Annotated in this window: 20 protein-coding genes and 1 pseudogene; 6 read left to right on the top strand and 15 right to left on the bottom strand. The window is 72.4% G+C overall.

Annotated features, from left to right (window positions below):
• Nucleotides 1–154 precede the first annotated feature (154 nt).
• The 3 genes from AB0K10_RS01135 to AB0K10_RS01125 form a co-directional block, all read right to left on the bottom strand.
• Entirely contained in the window at nt 155–340 is a 186-nt protein-coding gene (locus tag AB0K10_RS01135; RefSeq protein ID WP_363678685.1) for a DUF397 domain-containing protein, read from the bottom strand.
• Nucleotides 331–1,101, bottom strand: a complete 771-nt coding sequence (locus AB0K10_RS01130) for a helix-turn-helix transcriptional regulator (protein WP_363678683.1) — start codon at nt 1,099–1,101, stop codon at nt 331–333. The genes AB0K10_RS01135 and AB0K10_RS01130 overlap by 10 nt, the downstream gene beginning before the upstream one ends.
• A 315-nt stretch (nt 1,102–1,416) precedes the next feature.
• Nucleotides 1,417–1,785, bottom strand: coding sequence for a DUF3499 domain-containing protein (locus AB0K10_RS01125; RefSeq protein ID WP_266249057.1), 369 nt, complete (start codon nt 1,783–1,785; stop codon nt 1,417–1,419).
• A 153-nt stretch (nt 1,786–1,938) separates the two neighbouring features.
• Between AB0K10_RS01125 and AB0K10_RS01120 the strand changes: the two genes are divergently transcribed.
• Entirely contained in the window at nt 1,939–2,388 is a 450-nt protein-coding gene (locus AB0K10_RS01120) for a metallopeptidase family protein (protein ID WP_007455785.1), read from the top strand.
• A gap of 70 nt (nt 2,389–2,458) precedes the next feature.
• Here the strand turns inward: AB0K10_RS01120 and AB0K10_RS01115 are convergent, their stop codons facing one another.
• The 6 genes and pseudogenes from AB0K10_RS01115 to AB0K10_RS01090 all read right to left on the bottom strand — a co-directional run bounded on the left by AB0K10_RS01115 (nt 2,459) and on the right by AB0K10_RS01090 (nt 9,273).
• The gene (locus AB0K10_RS01115) at nt 2,459–2,716 is read right to left on the bottom strand and encodes a WhiB family transcriptional regulator (protein ID WP_007455784.1); all 258 of its coding nucleotides are present in this window, start codon (nt 2,714–2,716) and stop codon (nt 2,459–2,461) included.
• A gap of 458 nt (nt 2,717–3,174) precedes the next feature.
• Nucleotides 3,175–3,504 (bottom strand): phospholipase, encoded by a 330-nt coding sequence (locus AB0K10_RS01110; protein ID WP_363678680.1) that lies wholly within the window; start codon nt 3,502–3,504, stop codon nt 3,175–3,177.
• Between the two features lie 20 nt (nt 3,505–3,524).
• A pseudogene (locus tag AB0K10_RS01105) lies at nt 3,525–4,920 on the bottom strand (DUF4331 domain-containing protein).
• A gap of 51 nt (nt 4,921–4,971) precedes the next feature.
• Nucleotides 4,972–5,250 (bottom strand): hypothetical protein, encoded by a 279-nt coding sequence (locus AB0K10_RS01100; RefSeq protein ID WP_358106100.1) that lies wholly within the window; start codon nt 5,248–5,250, stop codon nt 4,972–4,974.
• A gap of 164 nt (nt 5,251–5,414) precedes the next feature.
• Nucleotides 5,415–7,958 carry a bifunctional FO biosynthesis protein CofGH gene (locus tag AB0K10_RS01095; protein ID WP_363678678.1) on the bottom strand — a complete coding sequence of 848 codons (2,544 nt, stop codon included), beginning with the start codon at nt 7,956–7,958 and terminating at the stop codon, nt 5,415–5,417.
• Between the two features lie 322 nt (nt 7,959–8,280).
• Complete coding sequence (locus tag AB0K10_RS01090) at nt 8,281–9,273, bottom strand: hypothetical protein (protein WP_363678676.1); 993 nt, start codon at nt 9,271–9,273, stop codon at nt 8,281–8,283.
• 98 nt (nt 9,274–9,371) lie between these two features.
• Here AB0K10_RS01090 and cofD point away from each other — a divergent pair, with 98 nt between their 5' ends.
• A complete protein-coding gene (cofD, locus tag AB0K10_RS01085) occupies nt 9,372–10,319 on the top strand; it encodes a 2-phospho-L-lactate transferase (RefSeq protein ID WP_363678674.1) in 948 nt (315 codons plus the stop codon).
• Nucleotides 10,316–11,404, top strand: coding sequence for a coenzyme F420-0:L-glutamate ligase (locus AB0K10_RS01080; RefSeq protein ID WP_363678672.1), 1,089 nt, complete (start codon nt 10,316–10,318; stop codon nt 11,402–11,404). The genes cofD and AB0K10_RS01080 overlap by 4 nt, the downstream gene beginning before the upstream one ends.
• A 169-nt stretch (nt 11,405–11,573) precedes the next feature.
• Here AB0K10_RS01080 and AB0K10_RS01075 read toward each other — a convergent pair whose 3' ends face one another.
• Nucleotides 11,574–12,572 (bottom strand): winged helix-turn-helix domain-containing protein, encoded by a 999-nt coding sequence (locus tag AB0K10_RS01075; RefSeq protein ID WP_363678670.1) that lies wholly within the window; start codon nt 12,570–12,572, stop codon nt 11,574–11,576.
• Nucleotides 12,573–12,862: 290 nt separating this feature from the next.
• Nucleotides 12,863–13,909, bottom strand: a complete 1,047-nt coding sequence (locus AB0K10_RS01070; protein ID WP_363678668.1) for a hypothetical protein — start codon at nt 13,907–13,909, stop codon at nt 12,863–12,865.
• A gap of 102 nt (nt 13,910–14,011) precedes the next feature.
• Between AB0K10_RS01070 and AB0K10_RS01065 the strand changes: the two genes are divergently transcribed.
• Nucleotides 14,012–14,587: an NUDIX domain-containing protein gene (locus AB0K10_RS01065; RefSeq protein ID WP_363679552.1), complete on the top strand. Its 576-nt coding sequence runs from the start codon at nt 14,012–14,014 to the stop codon at nt 14,585–14,587.
• Here AB0K10_RS01065 and AB0K10_RS01060 read toward each other — a convergent pair.
• Together AB0K10_RS01060 and AB0K10_RS01055 are read right to left on the bottom strand one after the other, a co-directional pair.
• On the bottom strand, nt 14,535–15,626 hold the full coding sequence (locus tag AB0K10_RS01060; RefSeq protein ID WP_363678666.1) for a sugar phosphate nucleotidyltransferase: 1,092 nt from the start codon (nt 15,624–15,626) through the stop codon (nt 14,535–14,537). The genes AB0K10_RS01065 and AB0K10_RS01060 overlap by 53 nt on opposite strands.
• Nucleotides 15,627–15,690: 64 nt before the next feature.
• Complete coding sequence (locus AB0K10_RS01055) at nt 15,691–16,836, bottom strand: glycosyltransferase family 1 protein (RefSeq protein WP_363678664.1); 1,146 nt, start codon at nt 16,834–16,836, stop codon at nt 15,691–15,693.
• 152 nt (nt 16,837–16,988) lie between these two features.
• On the opposite strand from AB0K10_RS01055, the gene AB0K10_RS01050 reads away from it, so the two are divergent.
• The gene (locus tag AB0K10_RS01050; protein ID WP_363678662.1) at nt 16,989–17,678 is read left to right on the top strand and encodes a TIGR03089 family protein; all 690 of its coding nucleotides are present in this window, start codon (nt 16,989–16,991) and stop codon (nt 17,676–17,678) included.
• 69 nt (nt 17,679–17,747) lie between these two features.
• On the opposite strand, the gene AB0K10_RS01045 is transcribed toward AB0K10_RS01050, so the two are convergent.
• Together AB0K10_RS01045 and AB0K10_RS01040 are read right to left on the bottom strand one after the other, a co-directional pair.
• Nucleotides 17,748–19,757, bottom strand: coding sequence for an acetoacetate--CoA ligase (locus tag AB0K10_RS01045; RefSeq protein ID WP_363678660.1), 2,010 nt, complete (start codon nt 19,755–19,757; stop codon nt 17,748–17,750).
• Nucleotides 19,758–19,899: 142 nt separating this feature from the next.
• Entirely contained in the window at nt 19,900–20,418 is a 519-nt protein-coding gene (locus AB0K10_RS01040; protein ID WP_363678658.1) for a hotdog domain-containing protein, read from the bottom strand.
• 23 nt (nt 20,419–20,441) lie between these two features.
• Here AB0K10_RS01040 and AB0K10_RS01035 point away from each other — a divergent pair, with 23 nt between their 5' ends.
• Nucleotides 20,442–21,110, top strand: coding sequence for a hypothetical protein (locus AB0K10_RS01035; RefSeq protein ID WP_363678656.1), 669 nt, complete (start codon nt 20,442–20,444; stop codon nt 21,108–21,110).
• The last annotated feature ends 37 nt before the right edge of the window (nt 21,111–21,147 follow it).

Raw genomic sequence — 21,147 nt, 5'->3', positions numbered from 1 at the left:
TCAGGTGCCAGGGACCACTGATCTTGACATTGGCGAGCGCACGATGAGGAACCGGCTGGACGAGAGCGGTGACCCGCGCTTGATCGGCTCGGCTTCCTGGAAGTGGAGGCGTCCGGGTCGCGCCGATGCCCCGGTTTCCGTGAACCTGAGTGGATCAGCGACGGACGGCGCCGACGAAGGACGCCCAGGCGGTCGGCGCGAAGGCAAGGGTGCCGCCGTCGCGGTCCTTGCTGTCGCGCACCAGCACCCGGCCGGGCAGGTTGTCGGCCACCTCGACGCAGTCGCCGCCGTTGTTGCTGCTGCGGGTCGCGGTGCGCCAACGGGCGTCGGTCATGTCCATGTCGTCGCCACTTCCCTGATCAACTCGATCGACCGGCGTCGGGGTAACGCCTCACCCGTGACGCTCTCCCACCTGCGTCCCAGGTTAGCGACGTCGAGGGGGTCGGTCACGACCTGACCGCGGAGCTGGTTGTCGAGATACGCCAATTCCGTCCCGTCGGGCAGCCGGCCCAGCACGAAGGGCCCGGCCAGGCCGGTGTGCCACGGGCTCTCGGCGGGGATGACCCGGACCTGCACGTGCTCCCACTCGGCCACCCTCGCGAGGTGGGCCAGTTGGTCGGCCATCACGCTGTGGTCGCCGACCGGCCGGCGCAGCACCACCTCGTCGATCACCGCCACGAGCTGGGGCGGGTCGTCGCGGCACAGGACCGCCTGCCGATCGATGCGGCTCGCCACGATCTGGTCCACCTCGGCCGGTGCGACCAGCCCACCGGTGCCCAGGATCGCGCGAGCGTACCCCTCCGTCTGCAGCAGACCCGGCACGAGCAGCGGCTGGTACGACCGCAGCGACGCGGCGTCCTGCTCCAGCTCGGCCCACGGTCGGAACCACGGCAGATCACGGCGGCGGAACGGTTCCGGCCACAGGTCGGCGGCGTCGCGGCGCAGGACCTCGGCCACCGCGATGCGGGTACGCGGATGCGGGATGCGGCCGGAGGCGACCCACCGTGCCGCCGTCTTCGGGTCGACGCGAACCTTCTCGGCCAGCGACTCGACCGTCTCCCCCGCCTCGGCCATCGCCACCCGCAATGCCTCGTTACCCATCGGATCCTCCCGCCGCTCACGGATATCGCGTCGCAGCCGAGCGGGAGCCCCACCCACCAGGAGAACCACGACGGCGCTCTATGCACGCTGCGGCGCACGTTAGCGACGCTGCGTGTCCGTGTCTGCTGACTGTCGGCGTGTTGCGGTGGGACGTGTTGGCAACCGACCAGGAGGCCCCCGGACCGCCCCCAAGGTGTCCCAGCAGCGTCCCCAGACCCATCCGCGCTTGATCCACTCGGCTTCACTGAAGTCGCGGTATCAACCGCGCCCCGACGCCCCGGTTTCCGTGAACCCGAGTGGATCAACGACCTCGACTCAGTGGTTCGGGGGGATCACCCGGAGGTGGCCTCGGCGACCGGTCTGGTGGGGGTTGTCGTGGTGGCCCTGGTCGGGCTCCGGCGGGCGAGGGGCCGGGCGGGCGGCCTCGCGGACCGCCTCGGCCAGCGCCACCAGGTCGTCCGTGGTGGGCGGGGGCGGCTCGAACTCGCCCTCGTGCCGTACCACGTCCCAGCCGCGCGGCGCGGTGAGGCTGCGGGCGTGCTGCTCACACAGGTCGTACGTGTGCGGCTCGGCGAACGCTGCGAGCGGACCCACCACCGCTGTCGACTCGTTGTAGACATAGGTCAATGTGGCGACCGCTTGCCGGGGGCAGCCGTTACGGGAGCAGCGCCGTGGTGACCTCACGTGCGGCAGGGTATCTCCATTACCGGGTCCGGCGCATCGCTTCGCGTTGCGACACGCCCGTCGCGGTGATCACAATTCGCGGTTCGGGTCGCGCCGCGCCAGGGGTGCGGCGGTGCCGCTGGCCGGCCCGGCACGGGGGCTACCCTTTGCCTCATGACGAGCCCGGAACACCGCCGCCCCGGCCCCGGCCGGCGTGCACACCGCGACCGGCACGGGCGTGGCCTGCGCGGGCGTCTGGTGCCGGCGACAGTGCCGTTGGCCCGGACGAAGGCCGAGGTCTTCGACGACCTGGTGCTGGACACCGTCGAGACGCTGGAGCGACGGTTCGCCAAGGAGCTGGCCGGTGTCGAGTTCGCCGTCGAGGACGTCCCGCCGGACCTGAACGTCTACGACTCCGACGTGCTGGAGGACGGCGAGGTGCCGCTGGCCCGGCTCCTGCCCGGCCGCCCCGGTCGCCAGGAGGTGCCGCCGCGGATCGTCCTGTACCGGCGACCGCTGGAGTTCCGCGCCATGGACCGCGAGGATCTCGCCGACCTCGTCCACGACGTGATCATCGAACAGGTGGCGAACCTGCTCGGGGTCGACCCCGACGAGCTGGCCTGAGCCGTACGCACCTGTCGCACGCGTACGACGGCTGAGCCGGGCGGCCCCCACCGCCCCGACCCTGCACCGCTCAGGCGGCCCGCCGCTTCAACTTGCGCCGCTCCCGCTCGGAGAGCCCACCCCAGATGCCGAACCGCTCGTCGTGGCCGAGAGCGTATTCGAGGCATTCGGTCTTGACCTCGCAGCGCGAGCAGATTCGCTTCGCCTCGCGGGTCGAGCCGCCCTTCTCGGGAAAGAACGCCTCGGGGTCGGTCTGCGAGCACAAGGCTCGCTCCTGCCACTCCGGCGCGTTTCCGAGCAGGTCGGCCACCTCAAGCTGGCCGTCCATCAAATGCCTCCTTGTCGCGCACCGGCGTCATCGCCGCTGCAACCCCCCACGCGAAAGGCGTGCTTGTCCGTCCGGTCCCTTTTTGTTGCGTTCCGTGCGAACAACCCCATTCAAATTACACGCGTGTAATGCGTGCGCCGTCAAGCCAAACTTGATAATGGAGTCGCCCTCCCGACACCCCTGGTCGGCCACCAGGACCGTCCCAGCCTCGCAACCTGCCCTATCGATTCAGACCCCGGCCGGGTAACGCCCTCTCCGGCGAGTTGCCCGACTTTTCTGCCGTGGCGCTCCCCTCGACGGGCCACCGCCCGGGAAGCACCGGCCCCCCTTTCGCAAAGCTGATCTTGGTGGGGGACAGGTTAACGCGGCACGGCGCAGACCGCCCACCGAGTCGTGGACAGCACTCGCACCCCGCCCACAATGTGGACGGGGTGCGAGTGGAAAAGGGTGCTTCGAGGTCAGCCAGCCGCCCCGAAAGCGCTGCTCGGCCACGCGAACTCGGCTATTACTCCACCGTGGACAGAAACTGTGCCGGCGGACGTGATCTCGTCCCACCAGATGGTATAAATACCGGCGGGCAGATCGGGATAGACCGCACTGTGGAACGACCCGTCCCGCACCCGCCGCTCCCGTACCGCCGAGTGGACCCGCCGATCATCGCCGCGGCTGATTTCGATCTCCCGGCCGTGCAGATCCCGGCCGGTGTAGACGATCAGCGCACCGGTGTCACCGCCCAACTCCAGGACGACGCTGCCCGTCTCCGACGGCCCGTACGTGTGCTCGTGCATCCGCTGCTCCCCGTCGACGGTCAGGACGGCGCCGGCGGGTTGTTGAACCCGTCGTACGGCGTACCGAGGTAGGGGAAGTTCGCGAGGAACGGGGCCGTCACGTCGGCGGCGCTCAACCCCGGGGTGACCGCGCCCGCCGCCGGGTCCGGGCGGAACGTCTTGTCCACAAGCGGGACGGTCACCCCGGCGATCGCCCGCAGCGCGATGCTCACCACGTCGTCGCCGACCCGCCGCCCGTTCGGGAATCCCGCGAGGTCGCCGCCGAGCACCCCGAACCGGTCCGGCCGTTTGGTTGGCGCGATGGCCGTGTTCAGCCGCAGCATGTCGGCCTGCACGTCGCCGGTCACGTTGGTGAAGCCGTCGATCAGCCCGGCCGGTACGCCGGTGAGCAGGATCGCCACCAGGTCGGCCCGGGCCTTCTTCGACTTGTTGAGCTTGTCCAGGTTGGGAAAGACGTCCGGGTAGAGCGCCGGCAGCAGCGCGGCCAACTCGGGTCGCTCGACGAACTGCGCGAACCGCTTGTCCTCCGACGGCGGCAGCGAGTTCCACAGGTCCTTCTTGGACATCGGCACGATGACCTCGTTGAACAGCGGATTACCCAACCGGGAGACCTGGGTGAACGGGCCGGTGGAGGTGTCCTGCGCGACCCGGTCGCCGAGCACCCGGACCTGTCGGCGCGACGCTGACGTCCACACCCCGAGCACCGAGGCTGCGTCGGCCGCGCCGTACCGGCTGGCACGGCGGCGCACCTGCTTCAGCGGCACCTGCACGGCGAGGCTGTGCACGTTCATCCGGTCGGTGGCGTTGACCGGCTCCCCCTCGGCCTTGAAGATCTTCTTGCCCGCCACGTGCAGCTGTTGGAACGGCCGCAACGTGCCGAGGTCGAAGATCGCCCCGAGGTCGACGAAGAAGCCGTCCGCACGCTGCCCGGCGAAGACCCGCTCCCCCGTCGACAGGGTGTAGGTGGCCTGCCGGACGAGGTCGGCGTACTTCGGGGTGGACAGCGGGCCGACGTTGCACGGCGGGCAGGGCAACTTGTGCGCGAGCCGGTGCTCCCGGCCGTCGGTCACCCGGGTCAGGCTGTAGAACTGCCTGCGGTTCCAGTTCTTGCTGTCCAACGAGTCGATCGGCCCCGTGTTGTAGAGGAAGCTGTTCGGGTTGGTGATCTCGGTGGTGAACTCGAACCGGTAGGTGATGTCCGGCTGGCCGTCACCGTCGTTGTCGATGTGGATCTCGTAGCGCACGTCGTCGCCGAACTCGAAGAAGTTCGGCCCCCCCGGACGGAAGCTGCAACGGCACGTAGTTGGCGATCAACGTGACCGTGTCGGGCTTGTCGGGGCTGACGAACGCGTACAGGTCGGAGCTGTCGGCGACCGGATCCTTGGCTATCTCCGGAGCCTCGCGGTGGGAAGACATGGCGTACCAACCTCACTGGGCGGGGGCTGATGGCGGGGCGGGGCGTGCGGGTCAGCGCCGGGCTGCGCGCCGCAGCCGGTCCGCCAGGCCGCGGTCGCGTACCTCGATCCGGGATTCACCGACGAAGACGTCCATCGTTCCGGACGCGGCGTCGCGCAGGTGCACGACTATCGGTTCGTCGTCCCGGCCGGCCGCGCCCGGCGCGTTCTGCGCGGCCGACAGACCCGGCACGGTGAGCGCGGCGGCGCCGAGGGTGGCGCTGGCCGCGGCTGTCAACGTCTGCCGGCGGGTCAGTCGCGGCCACTGCCGCTTCCGCTGATCACTGGTCATGGGCAACCTTTCCGGCGGCGGCGCGGTACGCGCCCGCGGTGACGGACGGGTCCGGTGCCGTCGACCGACGCCGCCGGGCCCCCTGGGGGAACACCGGCGGCGGTCCTCGCCGCGACCGCCGCCGGCACCGCGTGGTACGGCCGGCGGCGGGAAAAGGTTCGACGTCAGCGCGGGGCGTGACCGTACGCGGTCGACCGCTTGCGCGCCGGACGGCCGGCGGCCTTCGCGATGGCCCGCAACTGCTCCTCGGTACGCGCCGACCCGTTGTCGGAGCCGGCCATCCGGGAGATGGTCTCCTCCATCAGCGTGCCGCCCAGGTCGTTGCAGCCACCCTGGAGCATCGCGACAGTGCCGTCGTCGCCGAGCTTCACCCAGGAGCACTGGATGTTGTCGATCCGGCCGTGCAGCAGCAGCCGGGACATGGCGTGCACCACCCGGTTCTCCCGCCATGTCGGCCCCGGGCGGGCGATGCCGGCCAGGTAGATCGGCGCGTTGGTGTGCACGAACGGCAGCGCCACGAACTCGGTGAACCCGCCGGTGCGGTCCTGTACGCCGGCCAGCACCCGGAAGTGCGCCAGCCACTGCCCGGGGTGGTCGACGTGGCCGTACATCATCGTGGAGCTGGACCGGATGCCCAGCTCGTGGGCCGTGCTGACCACGTCGACCCAGGCGGCGGCCGGCAGTTTGCCCTTGGTGAGCACCCAGCGCACGTCGTCGTCGAGGATCTCGGCGGCGGTGCCCGGGATGGTGTCCAGCCCGGCCTCGCGCAGTTGCGTCAGCCACTCGCGGACCGGCACGCCCGCCTTCGCGGCGGCGGTGACGATCTCCATCGGGGAGAACGCGTGTACGTGCATCCCCGGCACCCGGGCCTTGATCGCGCGCACGATGTCGGCGTACCCGGTGACAGGCATCTTCGGGTCGATGCCGCCCTGGAGGCACACCTCGCTGGCGCCGAGGGTCCACGCCTGCTCGGCCCGGTCGGCGACCTGGTCGACGGAGAGCCGGTACGCGTCGGCGTCGCGCTCACGCTGGGCGAAGGCGCAGAATCGGCAGCCCACGTAGCAGACGTTGCTGAAGTTGATGTTGCGGTTGACCACGTAGGTGACGTCGTCGCCGACGGTGTCGCGGCGCACGTCGTCGGCGAGGCGGCACACCTCGTCGAGCGCCGGCCCGTCCGCACCGAACAACGCCAGCGCCGCGTCGGTGTGGCGGGGGTCGAGCAGCGCCGCCGGGTCGTCGGCGGCCAGCCGCAGCCCGGCCGCCAGGTCGCGGTCCGCACCGCTTCCGGCCGCCACCTGGGGTACGCCCGCACGCCGCGCCGCCGCCTCCGGTGTCACCTTGCCGGCGACCTCGGACCAGTCTCCGTAGACGCTGTCGAAGTCACCCCGCCGATCGTCGGTGCGGCCGGTGGTGTCGATCGTGGCGTGCAGGTCGGTACGCCCGCCGAACGTCTCCTCCGGCTCCTGCCACGGGTGGCCCTGCGGCAGGGCCGACTCGACGGCCATTCCCGTCACCGGATCGGCCAGGGCGTTCACGTGCGGCAGCAACCGCGGGTCGAGCCACGGATCACCGGCGCGCACGTACTCCGGGTAGATCGTCAACCGCTCGCGCAGCGTGAACCCGGCCAGCTCGGTGTGCCGGGCCAACTCCTCGATCTGCGGCCACGGGCGCTCCGGGTTGACGTGGTCGGGGGTGAGCGGGGAGACGCCGCCCCAGTCGTCGATGCCGGCGCGCAGCAACAGGTCGTACTCGCCGGCGATGAGGTTCGGCGGGGCCTGGATGCGGGCCTTCGGGCCGAGCAGCAGTCGGGCCACCGCCACCGTGGCGGCCAGGTCGTGCAACTCGGCGTCGGGCATGCCGCGCATCGCCGTGTCCGGCTTCGCGCGGAAGTTCTGCACGATCACCTCCTGGAGGTGCCCGTACTCCCGGTGCGCGCGCCGGATCGCGAACAGCGCGTCGACCCGCTCGGCCGGGGTCTCCCCGATGCCGATCAGGATGCCCGTGGTGAACGGCACCCCCACCCGGCCGGCGTCGTCGAGCACCCGCAGCCGGACCGCCGGCTCCTTGTCCGGCGAGCCGTAGTGCGGACCGCCCGGCTCGGACCACAGTCGGGTCGCGGTGGTCTCCAGCATCATTCCCATGCTCGGGGCCACCGGCTTGAGCCGTTGCAGCTCCGACCAGGACAGCACGCCCGGGTTGAGGTGCGGCAGCAGGCCCGTCTCCTCCAACACGGCCACCGCGCAGGCGCGCAAATAGTCCAGAGTGGAGTCGTAGCCACGCTCGTCGAGCCAGCTCCGGGCCGCCGGCCAGCGCTCCTCCGGCCGATCGCCGAGGGTGAACAGGGCCTCCTTGCAGCCCTGCGCGGCCCCCTGCCGGGCGATGTCGAGCACCTCGTCCCGGTCCAGGAAGGGCGCCGGCAGCCGGTGCGGCACGGTGGCGAACGTGCAGTAGTGGCAACGGTCCCGGCAGAGCCGGGTCAGCGGAATGAAGACCTTCTTCGAGTACGTGACCACGCCCGGCCGCCCGGCGTCGCGCAGCCCGGCGTCGCGGATCCCACCGGCGGTCCGGAGCAGCTCGTCGAGGGCGTCGCCACGGGCGGCGAGCAGCGCGGTCGCCTCGTCGACGTCCAGCGCGCGCCCGGTCGCGGCCCGGCCCAGGGCCCGCCGCACGCTCGCCTCGCTCGGACCGGAGTGGGTGCGATCAACCATCCGCTCAGCCTATGCGCAGCGCGAGCCCGCCCCACCAGTCCCAGCCCGGACCGTGGGAAACGGCACCCCTACCCCAAGCGCGTCCACCCAGGCGCGTCCGCCCCCACCCACTCCCGCCCTGCCCCGCTCCCGCCCCCGCCCCCACCCGCCCCCGCCCCCACCCGCCCCCCCGTCAGCCCCGGTGATCATGAAGTTATTGTCCCGACACGCCGAGTGGTCGGGCAATAACTTCATGATCACCGGGGGGCGGGAGTGGGGGGCGGGGCAGGGCGGGAGTGGGTGGGGGTGGGGGTGGGGGTGGGGGTGGGGGTGGGGGTGGGGTTCAGCGGGGCTGGTCGGGGTGGTTGGCCGGGTTGATGTGTTGGGTGCGGTCGGCGTCGAGGTCGGCCGGGCGCGGGATGGCCTGGGTCGGGTCGGCGGAGGCCGGCTCGACGGACTGGCGCGGGATCGCCTGGGTCGGGTCGGCCGACGGCGGCTGCCCGAACGGCGGCGCGGGCGGCGCGGACTGCGGGGCGGGGTTGGCCGGCGGCGCGGACTGCGGGAACGGCGGCGCGGACTGCGGGGCGGCCTGGAACGGCGGCGCGGACTGCGGGTGCGGCGGCGCCGACTGCGGGGCCTGGAACGGCGGGGACGGCTGGCCGTACTGGCCGGAGAACTGCGCCTGCGGGTAACCGCCCGGCTGGCCGGCCTGCGGGTAGCCGCCCGGCTGGCCGGGAGCGGGCCACCCGCCCTGCGGCTGCGCGCCGGGCTGACCCGGGGCCGGCCAACCACCCTGCTGCTGCGGCCAGCCCGGCTGCGGCTGGCCGTAGACGCCCGGCTGGGGCTTCGGCTTCGGCACGTAGTAGAACGCCTTCCAGATCGTGAAGACCACCCAGGCGGCCACCGCGAAGATCACCAGCCAGGCGAACCGGGTGAGGATGCCGAGCAACGCGTCGAGGATCTCGGCGTCGGCGAGCCGACCCACCGTCCAGATGAGCATGGTGAGCGTGCCGAGCACCGCGCTGACGGCGTACTCGCCGAGCGCCACCTGCGTGATCAGCTTCGCCTTCGGCAGTACCGGCGCGACGTGGGTGGCCAGCAGGACGGCCAGCAGCGGCAGCACCACGGCCACCACCCCGATGAACGAGGAGAACTGGTCGCCCGCTCGGTCGGTGAAACCGCCGTAGTCGTTCGGAGTGAGCAGCCGGAGCAGCCCCACGAAGAGGAACACGGCGTTGGCACCGAGCAGGGCGAGCGCACCCAGTTCGCGCAGTGGCTTGGTCAGCTGGCGGGCCTGCGTCGCGTCGGCGGACGCGGGCTCGGCGGGGCTGGTCACGAGCTCCCCCTCGGGGTATGGACGGACAGATCGCACGTGAGCCTAGTCTCGCCGGGCACCGGCGGACCGGAGGCGTCACGTACGCGAGGATGGTCGACATGCGCATCGTGGTTCTGGCCGGCGGCATAGGCGGCGCCCGGTTCCTGCTCGGCGTCCGGGCGTACGCCCGTGACGTCGGCGCGGAGGTGACCGCCGTGGTCAACGTCGGCGACGACCTGTGGCTGCACGGGTTGAAGATCTGTCCCGACCTGGACAGCGTCATGTACACCCTCGGCGGCGGCGCCGACCCCGAGCGGGGCTGGGGACGGGCCGGCGAGAGCTGGACGGTCAAGGAGGAGCTGGCCGCGTACGGAGCGGAGCCGACCTGGTTCGGCCTCGGCGACAAGGACATCGCCACCCACCTGGTGCGCAGCACCATGCTCAACGGCGGCTACCCGCTGAGCGCGGTCACCGAAGCGCTGTCGACCCGGTGGCAGCCTGGCGTACGCCTGCTGCCGGCGACCGACGACCGGCTGGAGACCCACGCCGTCGTCGAGGACGGCCAGGGCCAGCGGGCGATCCACTTCCAGGAGTGGTGGGTGCGGTACCGGGCCGACATTCCCACGCACCGTTTCGTCTTCGTCGGCGCGGAGACGGCGAAGCCGGCACCCGGGGTGCGGGACGCGATCGGCGCGGCCGACCTGGTGTTGATCGCGCCGAGCAACCCGGTGGTGAGCATCGCGCCGGTGCTTGCCGTACCCGGGATGCGCGAGGCGCTGATCGACGGCCCGGCGCCGGTGGTGGGTGTCTCACCGATCATCGGCGGCGCCCCGGTGCGGGGAATGGCCGACCGCTGCCTCGCGGTGCTCGGTGCCGAGTGCAGCGCGGCCGGGGTGGGCCGGCTCTACGGCGGTCGGGCAGCGGGTGGGTTGCTGGACGGCTGGCTGGTGGCCGAGGAGGACGCCGACACGCTGGTGCCGGAGGTGACGGTCCGCGCGATGCCGCTGCGGATGACCGACGAGGCGGCGACGGCGGCGATGGTCCGCGCCGCGGTGGAGTTGACGTGAGGCTGGAGATCCTGCCGGTGCTGGGCATCGGCCACGTGACCGAGGGTGACGACCTGGCGGCGGTGATCGCCACCGCCGCGCCGTGGCTGCGCGACGGCGACGTGCTGGTGGTGACCAGCAAGATCGTCTCCAAGGCGGAGGGGCGGCTGGTCGACGTGCCGGCGGACGGGCCGGAGCGGCTGGCCGCCCGCGAGGAGGTGCTGGCCGGCGAGACCGCTCGCGTGGTGGCCAGCCGAGGGCCGACCCGGATCGTGCAGACCCACCACGGCTTCGTGATGGCCTCCGCCGGGATCGACGCGTCGAACGTCGACAAGACCCGGCTGGTGCTGTTGCCTGTGGACCCGGACGCGTCGGCCCGGGAGCTGCGCACCGCGCTGCGGGAACGGTACGACCTGGACGTCGCTGTCATCATCAGCGACACCATGGGTCGGCCCTGGCGTAACGGGCTTACCGATGTCGCGCTCGGGGTGGCCGGGATGCCCGCCATCCGCGACCACCGGGGCGAGGTGGACCCGTACGGCAACGAGCTGCAACTGACCCAGATGGCCGTGGTGGACGAGCTGGCCGGCGCCGGCGAACTGATCAAGGGCAAGTGTGATCAGGTGCCGGTGGCCGTGGTGCGCGGCTATCTCGCGGCCACCCGTACGGACGACTTCGACGGCGCGCGGGCGCTGATCCGTGATGCGGCGCAGGACCTGTTCTCGCTGGGCACCGCCGAGGCCCGGGCGGCCGGGCTGGCCGAGGCCGCGACCCTCGCCGAGGCGGTCGGCCCCGAGCCGGCCGACCCGGCCGCGGTGCGACGGGCGCTCGACGCGGTCGCCGAGGTGGTCACCCCCGGCACGGTCTTCACCCTTGTCGACGAGGCTGAGGTCCGCGCCGGCCTGGTCGCCGAGGTGCCGGGCTGGCCGGCCGACGCCAGCGCGCTGGTGCTCGGCACCGCGCCGGCGCCGCTCGACCCGATGGACCTGGTCCGCTTCGGCGCCGACCTGCATCGGTTGCGCGTCGCCCTGGCCGCCGAGGGGGTCCGGTCGACGCTGCTGCCACCACCCGCCGGCAGCCCGGCCAGCGCCGCCCTCGCCCTGTAACCAAACCCCACCCCCGCCGCCCCTCCCCCTGCGTCGCCGCCCTCCGCTCTCCGCTCGTCGATCATGAAGTTGTTGCCCGTCATCTCGGCGTGTCAGGGCAATAACTTCATGATCGACGCGCGCAGAGACGCGCGGGGAGACGCGCGGGGAGACGCCCGGGGCGGCTCGGTCAGGCGTCCAGTACGGCTCGGCCCAGTGGGGTCAGCGTGTGCAGCACGGTGTTGCGGTCGCGCTGACTGACGAGCAGGCCGGCGTTGCGCAGCACTGTGGCGTGCTGGCTGGCCGCCGCCGGTGAGATGTTGAGCCGGCGGGCCACCTCGCCCGTGGTGCAGCCGTCGTCGCTGGCCTCCAACACGGCCGCCCTGGTCCGGCCGAGCAGCGCGGCCAGCGAGTCGCGGCCGGCGCTCGACGTGGCCAGCGCGTCACCGTCGGTCGCGGCGAGCCCGCCCAGCCGGTCCACCGGATAGACCAGCACCGGCGGCAGCGCCGGGTCGAGCAGGGCGACCGGGGTGCCCGCGCAGAAGAACGACGGCACCAGCAGCAGCCCTCGACCATCCAGGTGCAGCTCCCGGCTGTGCGGGTAGTCGCGCACCTCCAGCACCCCGCTGTCCCAGCGCATCCGTGGGCGGAGACTCGCCAACAGCCCCTCGACGCCGCCGTCGAGCAGGGCCCGCGCGCGGCGGGTGCGGTCCGCCGCCACCGCCGACTGGATCCGACTCCAGTACGGGCTGATCGCCAGCGACCGGTACTGCTCCATCGAACCCGCGAGGTGGCGCAGTGTCGCCACGTCACCTCGGGCCAGCGCGGCGGCGGAGGACGGCAGTTGGTTGTCGGCCGCCACCAGGGTCAGGTCCCGCTGGAGCAGCGAGGTCGGCGTACTGCGAACCGCTTCCAGCCCCGCCTCGAAACCCTCGACACTGGCGTACGGCGTGAGGAAGTCGGGGAAGTAGCCGCGCGGCGGGTTCAGGGCGAAGAGCAGTCGGAGTTGATCGGAGGCGGCATCCTGGCGCAGCCCGCGGGTCACGGTGCGCCGCCAGGCCGACGTCAGCGGGTCGCGGTTGCGGCCCTGCAACACGTGCAGGCTGAGGACAAGCTCCCAGACCGGGTCGGCCGCCGGCGCCACCCGGGTCCGGAGAATGTCCTCGCCGGAAAAGTGGATCTTCAGCATGGAGCGCTCCCGTATCGCCGGCAGGGGGATGCCGGGTGACCGTTCGACTCTACCCGGCCGGCAGTTATCTCCATCTTTAAGCCTGGACTGAAAAACCTCGACGCCTCCGGGGCCGGTTAGGCATGCTTCCAGTGCCCGAGCACGGCACCGACGCGTCCTGGACGCATCCGGTGTCGGGGCACCGGGGACCGGGGAGGGGCCGGTGATCGGGCGGCACCACGAGGGTCTGCGGCCCTTGCTCCGCAGAGGTGCCGTCCGGTCATCCCATCGCCGTGGCGCGCCTACCCCGCTCAGCCGACCCAGAGCGCGACCCGATGGTCCTCGTCCGTGACGTAGAACTGTCGCCCGTCCAGCTCGGCCAGGCCCTCGACGTGGTGGAACGGCGCCAGATCGGCCACCGACTCCCCTACCAGTCGGCACGATTCACCCGTCCGCCCCGCCGGCAGCCGGAACCGCACGTGCCGGGACGTGACCGCACCCCCGCCCGGATGGTCGTCGAGCAGCACCGACCCCTTGCCCAACGCGTCGATCGAGCCGATCACCGCCGCGTACCCGCCGTCCGACGTCGGCACCATCGCCCGGAAGCCGGTCAGCTCGCCCGGCGGCGTCACCCCGGTCAGCGCGTACGCGCCCAGCGCCCGGGGCCACACCGGGTCCGTGGCGAACATGCCCGGCACGCCGGACACCTCCACCAGGATCGGCTCGCCGGCCTCGGTGACCGGGAAACGCAATCCGAGCAGCGCCGTGCCGGCCGGGGTGAAGGCCGCGGCCTCGACGTTCAACGGCAGGTCGTCCGGGGCCAGGCGACTCACCCAACTCTTCGCCCGGCTGGTCCCCCGGGCCAGGGTCTCCACGATGAAGCGGTCGCGCACCCGGTCCCCCGCCGGCAGCAGGGTCAGCGGTGACGCGGCGAGGGCGTCGTTCACCGCCCGGTGCAGCCGGAACCGGTTGCGCACCACGTGCACCGACAGCGGGCCGGCCGCCGCGTCGTCCTCGCGAAACCGGGCCACGAACGCACGTCGGGGGCGCAGCGGACCCGCCTTCGAACCGAACTGGGAGCCGAAGACGTACACCCAGCCGTCGTGGTGGGCGAGCGCCTCACCGTCCTCGGTCCGGCCGTTCTCGGGCCCGGCGTCCGCGCTGACGTGCCGGGCCGTCCACTGACCATCGTCCAACTCCAGCAGCAGGGCGAGGCAGCGCTCGACCGGGCCCTCGTCCAACACCGTCCAGAAACCCCGCCGAGCGCCGTACGACCGCAGCAGCGCCGACGAGCGCACCGGTAGCAGATCACTGGCCTCGTTGCCGGCCACCACGAATTCGACGAGTCGTAGGGTCACCGCGCCAGGGTACGAAGCGCGCGCTCGTACAGTGACGGGGTGCCCGACACCGCGCTCACCGGACCCGCCGTCGACCCCACCGATCCCGCGTCGTACGCGACGCTGCACGCCGACACCGTCACGCTGCTCGACGGCTGGCAGCCGACGAGCCCGGCGGCGGCCGACGCGCGGGATCGGACCCTCGCGCTGCTCGCCGCCGGACCGGTCGCGATGAGCCGGCACCACCGTCCCGGCCACGTCACCGCCAGCACGCTGGTGATGGACCCGACCGGTTCCCGGGTGCTGCTCTGCCTGCACGGCAAGTTCGGTCTCTGGTTACAGCTCGGCGGGCATTGTGAGCCTGTCGACCAGACCCTGGTCGGAGCCGCGCTGCGCGAGGCCACCGAGGAGTCCGGGATCGCCGACCTGCTCATCGATCCGGTGCCGATCGACATCGACGTGCACGAGGTGCTCTGCCAGGGCGGGTCGCGCCACTACGACGTACGGTTCGCCGTCGTCGCCCCGGCCGGCGCTGTGGAGCAGGTCAGCGACGAGGCCGAGGCGTTGGGGTGGTTTCCACCGGACCGGCTGCCCGAGCCGCTGGCCAGCGGGACGGCGCAACTGGTCGCGCCGGCTCTCGCGGCCCTCAGACGTAGCCCTCTTCGCCCCGCTCCTTCAGCTCGTCGACCAGGAGCTTGACGTCCTGAGCCCGCTCACGCGGGCAGACCAGCACCGCGTCCGGAGTGTCCACCACGATCAGGTCGCGCACACCGAGGACCGCCACCAACCGACCCGACTGGGGCACCACCACCAGATTGGCGGTGTCCCGCAGGAGCACGCCCGGCTTGGCGTCGGTGCCGAGCACCACGTTGCCCGCGTTGTCGGCGGGCAGCACGTCACCCAGGGTGTGGAAGTCACCGACGTCGTTCCAGCCGAAGTCGCCCGGGACGGTGGCGACCCGACCCGCGGTGGCCGCCCCCTCCATCACCGCGTAGTCCACGGAGATCTTCGGCAGCGTCGGCCAGACCGTACCGAGCACGTCGTCCTGCTCCGGGGTGCCCCAGGCGGCGGCGATCGCCGTGACGCCCGCGTGCATCGCCGGCTGTTGGCGGACCAGCTCGGCGAGGAACACGTCCACCCGCCAGACGAACATGCTCGCGTTCCACAGGTGCCGGCCCGAACGGACGTACGCCTCGGCGACCTCGGCGGCAGGCTTCTCCTTGAACTCGGCCACCGTGCGCCACGGCGTGCCCTCGGTTTCGTCGCCGGTCTCCAGGTAGCCGTAGCCGGTTTCCGGCCGGGTCGGGGTGATGCCGACAGTCATCAGCATGCCGTGCTCAGCCCCCCGGACCGCCTCCTGCACCGTGCGCACCCAGCTGTCCGGGTCGCGGATCAGGTGGTCGGCCGCGAAGCTGCCCATCACCGCGTCCGGGTCACGCTGCGCGATCACCGCCGCGGCCAGAGCGATCGCCGCACAGGAATCCCGAGGAGACGGCTCGACCAGGATGTTCTCCTCCGGCAGCCCGGTCAGCTGCCGGGCGACCGCCGCGACGTGCGCGGCACCGGTGACCACGAGGGTCCGATCCGGCGTGGTCACCGGCGCGAGCCGCTCCACGGTCGCCTGGAGCAGGGAGGCGCTGGTGCCGGTCAGCGGGTGGAGGAACTTGGGGTGGCCGGCGCGGGACAACGGCCACAACCTTGTGCCGCTGCCACCTGCCGGGATGACCGCATAAAGCATCCGCACATCATGCCCGACGCACCCCCGCCAAGTGGCACGGGTCACCACGGAAGGGCACGAACGGTCACGACCGGGCTCGGCTCCACGCGGCGATGTGCACCTCGGCGCTGGACTCCCAGGTGAACTCCTTGGCCCGGTCGAAGCCGGCCTTCGCCAGCGACAGCCGACGCTGCTCGTCGTCGAGCAGGGCCGCCAGGTCGGTGCCGATCTGCTCCGCGTCCTCCGACGTGTACGCCACGGCGTCGCCGCCCACCTCGGGCAGCGACAGCCGGGGGGTGGTCAGCACCGGAGCGGCGCACGCCATCGCCTCCAGGATCGGAAGCCCGAAACCCTCGCCGTAGGAGGGGTAGGCGGCCACCAGAGCGCCGCCGAGGAAGCCGGGCAGGTCGGCGTAGCGCAGGTAGCCGGGGCGCAGCAGCCGCAGGTGGGACGGGACCTCCGCCACCGCCCGGTCGATGTCGTCGTCGTGCCCCTGCCCACCGGCGATCACCAGGGCCGGCGGGTCGGCCCGATCGGCCACCGCACGGGCCCAGCCGCGGATCAGGTTGGGCACGTTCTTGCGCGGCTCCTTGGCGCCGAGGAAGGCGACGTACGTGCTGTTGCCCAGCCCCAGCCGGGCGCGCACGCGGGCCTTCTCCTCCTCGCTCGGGGCGTGGAAGGCGTCGTGATCGACACCGTGGTAGGCCACGTCGATGCGGGTCGGGTCGGCGTCGAGCAGCCGGATCAGCTCGTCGCGGGTGGCCTTGCTGGGCACGATCACCCGGTTGGCGCGGCGCATCGAGGTCTTGATGGCGCTGCGGAAGAACGTGCGGCGGGACTTGTCGTAGTGCTCCGGCTCGGTGAAGAACGTCGCGTCGTGCACGGTGACCGTGACCGGCACACCGGCGCGCAGCGGGCAGGTGTAGAAGGGCGAGTGCAGCACGTGCGCGCCGACCTGCTGGGCGAGCAGCGGCAGACCGGTCTGCTCCCAGGCGAGCCGCGCCGGGCGGTGCGCCACGGCGGCCGGGGCGGGGATGATCTCCGCGCCGGGCAGCATCCGGGTGTAACGCTCCAGGTCGGTGCGCAGACTCACCACTGCCAATTCCACCCCCGACCCGCACACCTTGCCGAGGGCACCGAGCAGACCGTCGACGTATCGACCGACGCCACCACGGTCGGCGGGGACACTCGTGGCGTCGATGAGCACGCGGGGCGGGCGACCGGCGGTCACGGGGCGACTCCTTGAAGGTGGGTCTGTGGGGAACAACACTCCGGGGGTAAAGCCTACGCCGGAGTACGGGGCCGACGCTGACTGCGACCCGACGGTACGCCGACTTGTCGTCGTCATCGAGTACGGGCGGCAGAGGCGTATCGTTCGCGCCGATGGCCGACAACATTGCCCGGGTGTTCGCCGACGCGATCGCGTCCGACCCGACCCGACCGCTGCTGACCTGGTACGACGACTCCACCGGCGACCGCACCGAACTCTCCGGCGCCACCCTCGCCAACTGGGTGTCGAAGACCGCCAATCTCCTCGTCGACGAGGTCGGCCTCGCGCCGGGCACACCGGCCGGCGTGCTGCTCCCTCCGCACTGGCAGACCGCCGCCGTGCTGCTGGGCTGCTGGTCGGCCAAGGTGACAGTCGTCGACACACCGGGCGCGGTGGACGTCCTCTTCGCCGCAGCCGACCGGCTCGACGAGGCCCAGTCCTGGTCCGCCGACGAGCGGTACGCCCTGGGCCTCGCCCCGCTCGCCGCCCCGCTGCGGCAGGTGCCGCCCGGCTTCGCCGACTATGTGGTCGAGGTACGCGGCCACGGTGACCACTTCACCCCGCAGGCCGGTCCCGGCCCCGCCGACGCGCACCTGTTGGCCCGCGCCGAGGCCCGCGCCACGGAGCTGGGCATCGAGCCCGGCGCCCGGGTGCTGGTCGACGCCGCCCGTCATCCCGACCCGGTCGACTGGCTGCTGGCGCCACTCACCCGGGCCGCCACCGTCGTCCTCTGCGCCAACCTCGACCCGGCCCGCCTGGCGGGCCGGCAGAGCACGGAGAAGGTCACCCACGCCCTGCCCTGACTCGGCCGTCGTGCCCAGCGCCGGGCCTGCGTCCGCGCCAGGCCCGGGTGAGCCGTTCCGCAGGAACCTTCAGGCGGGCTGCTGGTGTGTGGTTCGGCGTTCGGCGAAGGTGGCGAAGGACTCCAGGGACTCGGGATTGACGAGGGCGCCCTTGGCGGCGGCCTGGTCGACGGGGGTGCCGGTGAGGATCTTCTTGACCGGCACCTCCAGCTTCTTCGCCGAGAGGGTGCGGGGCACGGCGCGCACCTGGTGGATCTCGTCGGGCACGTGCCGGGGCGAGAGCGCGGTACGCAGCTCACGGCAGATCTTCTTCCGCAGCGCGTCGTCCAGGGTCAGCCCGTCGGCCAGCACCACGAACAGCAGCAGCTCGCCGGCACCGCCCTCGTCGTCCTCCAGGTGCACCACCACCGAGTCGACGACCTCGTCGAGGCCCTCGACCACCGAATAGAACTCGGCGGTGCCGAGCCGGACCCCGCCCCGGTTGAGCGTGGCGTCGGAGCGCCCGGTGATCACACAGCCGCCCCGGGAGTTGATGGTGATCCAGTCGCCGTGCCGCCAGACGCCCGGGTAGACGCTGAAGTACGCCTCGGCGTAGCGGGTGCCGTCCGGGTCGTTCCAGAAGCCCACAGGCATGCTCGGCATCGGCTCGGTGATCACCAGCTCGCCCAGCTCGCCGATGACCGGGGTGCCGTCGGCCGAGCGGGCCTCCACCTTGGCGCCCAACGCGCGGCAGGCGATCTCACCGGCGTACACCGGCAGCAGCGGCACGCCACCGACGAAGCCGGTGCACACGTCGGTGCCGCCGGACAGCGACTGGAGCTGCACCTGGTCGCCGACGGTCTCGTACACCCATCGAAAGCCCTCGGCGGGCAGCGGCGCACCTGTGGAACCGACGCCGCGCAGCGCGGACAGGTCCGCGACCTCGCGGGGCACCAGGCCGGCCTTGCGACAGGCCAGCAGGAAGGGCGCCGAGGTGCCGAAGTACGTGGTGCCGGTCTCCGCCGCCAGCCGCCACAGCGCGCCCAGGTCGGGCTCCGCCGGCCGGCCGGGCTCCACCCGGACCCCCGGGTTGCCGTCGAAGAGCACGATGCTCGCGCCCACCGCCGGCCCGGAGACCAGGAAGTTCCACATCATCCAGCCGGTGGTGGTGAACCAGAAGAACCGATCGGTCGGGCCGAGGTCGTGGTGCAGGGCGAGCATCTTGAGGTGTTCCAGCAGGATGCCGCCGTGGCCGTGCACGATCGGCTTCGGCAGGCCCGTGGTGCCCGAGGAGTAGAGGACGTACAGCGGGTGGTCGAACGGCACCGGCGTGAACGTCAACGGCTCGTCGGTGGGCGCGGCCAGCTCGGCCCAGCTCAGCGCACCCTCGGGCACGGGACCCGCCGGGTCGAGGTAGCCGATGCTCACGGTGTGCCGCAGCGACGGCAGGGCGGCCCGGATGGCGGCGACCTCGGCGCGGCGGTCCACCGGCTTGTCGCCGTAGCGGTAGCCGTCCACGGCGACAAGCACGGCCGGCTCGATCTGCTGCCAGCGGTCGGTGACGCTGCGCGTGCCGAACTCGGGCGCGCAGGACGAGAAGATCGCGCCCAGGCTGGCGGTGGCCAGCAGCAGGACGTACGTCTCGCCGATGTTCGGGGCGTACGCCGCCACCCGGTCCCCGGCGGTGACGCCGAGCCGGCGCAGACCGGCCGACACCCGGCGGACCTGCTCGCGCAGCTCCCGGGCGGTGAGGGTGACAGGCGGCCGGGTCTGGCCGTGCGCGATGACCACTGGGTCGTCGTCGGCGCGGCCCGGCATCCGCAGCACGTTCTCCGCGTAGTTGAGGGTGGCGCCGGGGAACCAGCGGGCCCCCGGCATCCCCCGCTCGGCCAGGGTGGCGGTCGGCGGGGTGTGCGCGATCACCTCGAAGTGGTCCCAGATCGAGCGCCAGAACGCGTCCAGGTCGGTGACCGACCACCGCCACAGCGCGTCGTAGTCGGCGAAGTCCAGCCCACGATGCTCCCGCAGCCAGCGCAGGTAGCCGCCGATCCGGGACCGCTCGAGCACGTCCGCCGGCGGCGTCCACAGCACGTCACCCACTGCTCCACCCTCCCCTGGCCCCGCACGACACTGTGAATGGGCCGTGGCGCCATCTTGCCCTACCTCGAAGCGCCATTCTGCGCACCGGGTACGCCGATCGACGCGTGCCCGGCCCACACTGCGGCCCGCCCACCCATGTGGTTCAGCCAGCCCGGTGCGCCTGGATGGCGCGGCGGCGGGCCAGGCGATGCTCGCGCCGGATCTCGGCCTCCCGGTACCGGCGCTCGTCCTCCGGCGTCTCCGGCAGCACCGGTCGGACCGTACGCGGTGCGCCGCCGACGTCCACGCCGACGAAGACCAGGTACGCCGTGGCCACCCGCACCGGCGCGTCCTCGGCCGAGTCCCACCGCTCGGCGACCACCCGCACGCCCACCTCCATCGACGTCTGCCCGGTCCAGTTCACCTGGGCGTGCGCGTGCACCAGGTCACCGACCCGGACGGCCTCGGAGAAGACGATCTCGTCGATCGCCGCGGTGACCGCCGTCCCGCCGCTGTGCCGGGCGGCGGCGGCACCCGCCACGTCGTCGACGAACTTCATCAGAACCCCGCCGTGGACGGTTCCGTAGAGGTTCACGTCCACCGCGGTCATGATCTTGCTGAGGGTGACGCGGGAGTACGACGTCGGCTTGCCGGTCGGAGCGTCGGAGAGGTGCTCGGTCATGCCGGAAACGGTACGGTGCGCGGATGCGACATCTCTGGAGCTTCCTCGCCGGGTTGGTGGTGGCACCCATCACGTGGGCGCTTGTCACACTCGGGCAGGACGGGTCGAGCCGGACGGTCGACCGCTGGGTGGAGATCGGCACCTTCAACACCGCCAACCTGATCGAGCCGGCCGTGTACCTCGGCGTCGGCGGTGTCCTGCTCGGGCTGCTCGGCACACTGCGCTTCTCACCGGCGGGCCCGCTGGTGGCCGGGCTGCTGCTGGTCACGCCGTACGTCGGGATGTTCGTGGCGCCCTTCGAGGTGCGCGACGCGATCCCGCAGGGGTGGAAGGTGCTCGGCGACCCGCTGCCGCTGCGGCTGCCGGTGGAGAACGGCACGCTCTTCCTGCTCGGCCTGCTGCTGTTGATGGCGACGTTCAGTGGTCAACGGTGGCGGCGGTGGCCGCAGGCGGCGACCGCGCCGGCCCTGACGCCGGCGCCGGCGGACGGGCCGCGCGCCGACGACTTCACCCTCACCGACTGGCCGTCGCCCGAGCCCGCGGAGCGCGACACCGCCCCGCTGACCCTGGGTTACCCGGCCGATTCGACGCCTACCGAACCGCTGCCCCGCCGGGTGGGCGGCGAGTCGCCGTGGTCCGCCCCGCCGCGCGGCCAGTCGCGCCCCGAGGACAACACCACCGAGATCCGCTGATCGTCGGGCGGGCCGGGAGACCCGGCCCGCCCACTCT

Origin of the sequence: Micromonospora sp. NPDC049274 (assembly GCF_040678875.1) — a bacterium.
Lineage (GTDB): Bacteria > Actinomycetota > Actinomycetes > Mycobacteriales > Micromonosporaceae > Micromonospora.
The sequence above is the reverse complement of the archived record's forward strand: the minus strand, read 5'-3'. Positions and strand labels throughout refer to the sequence as shown.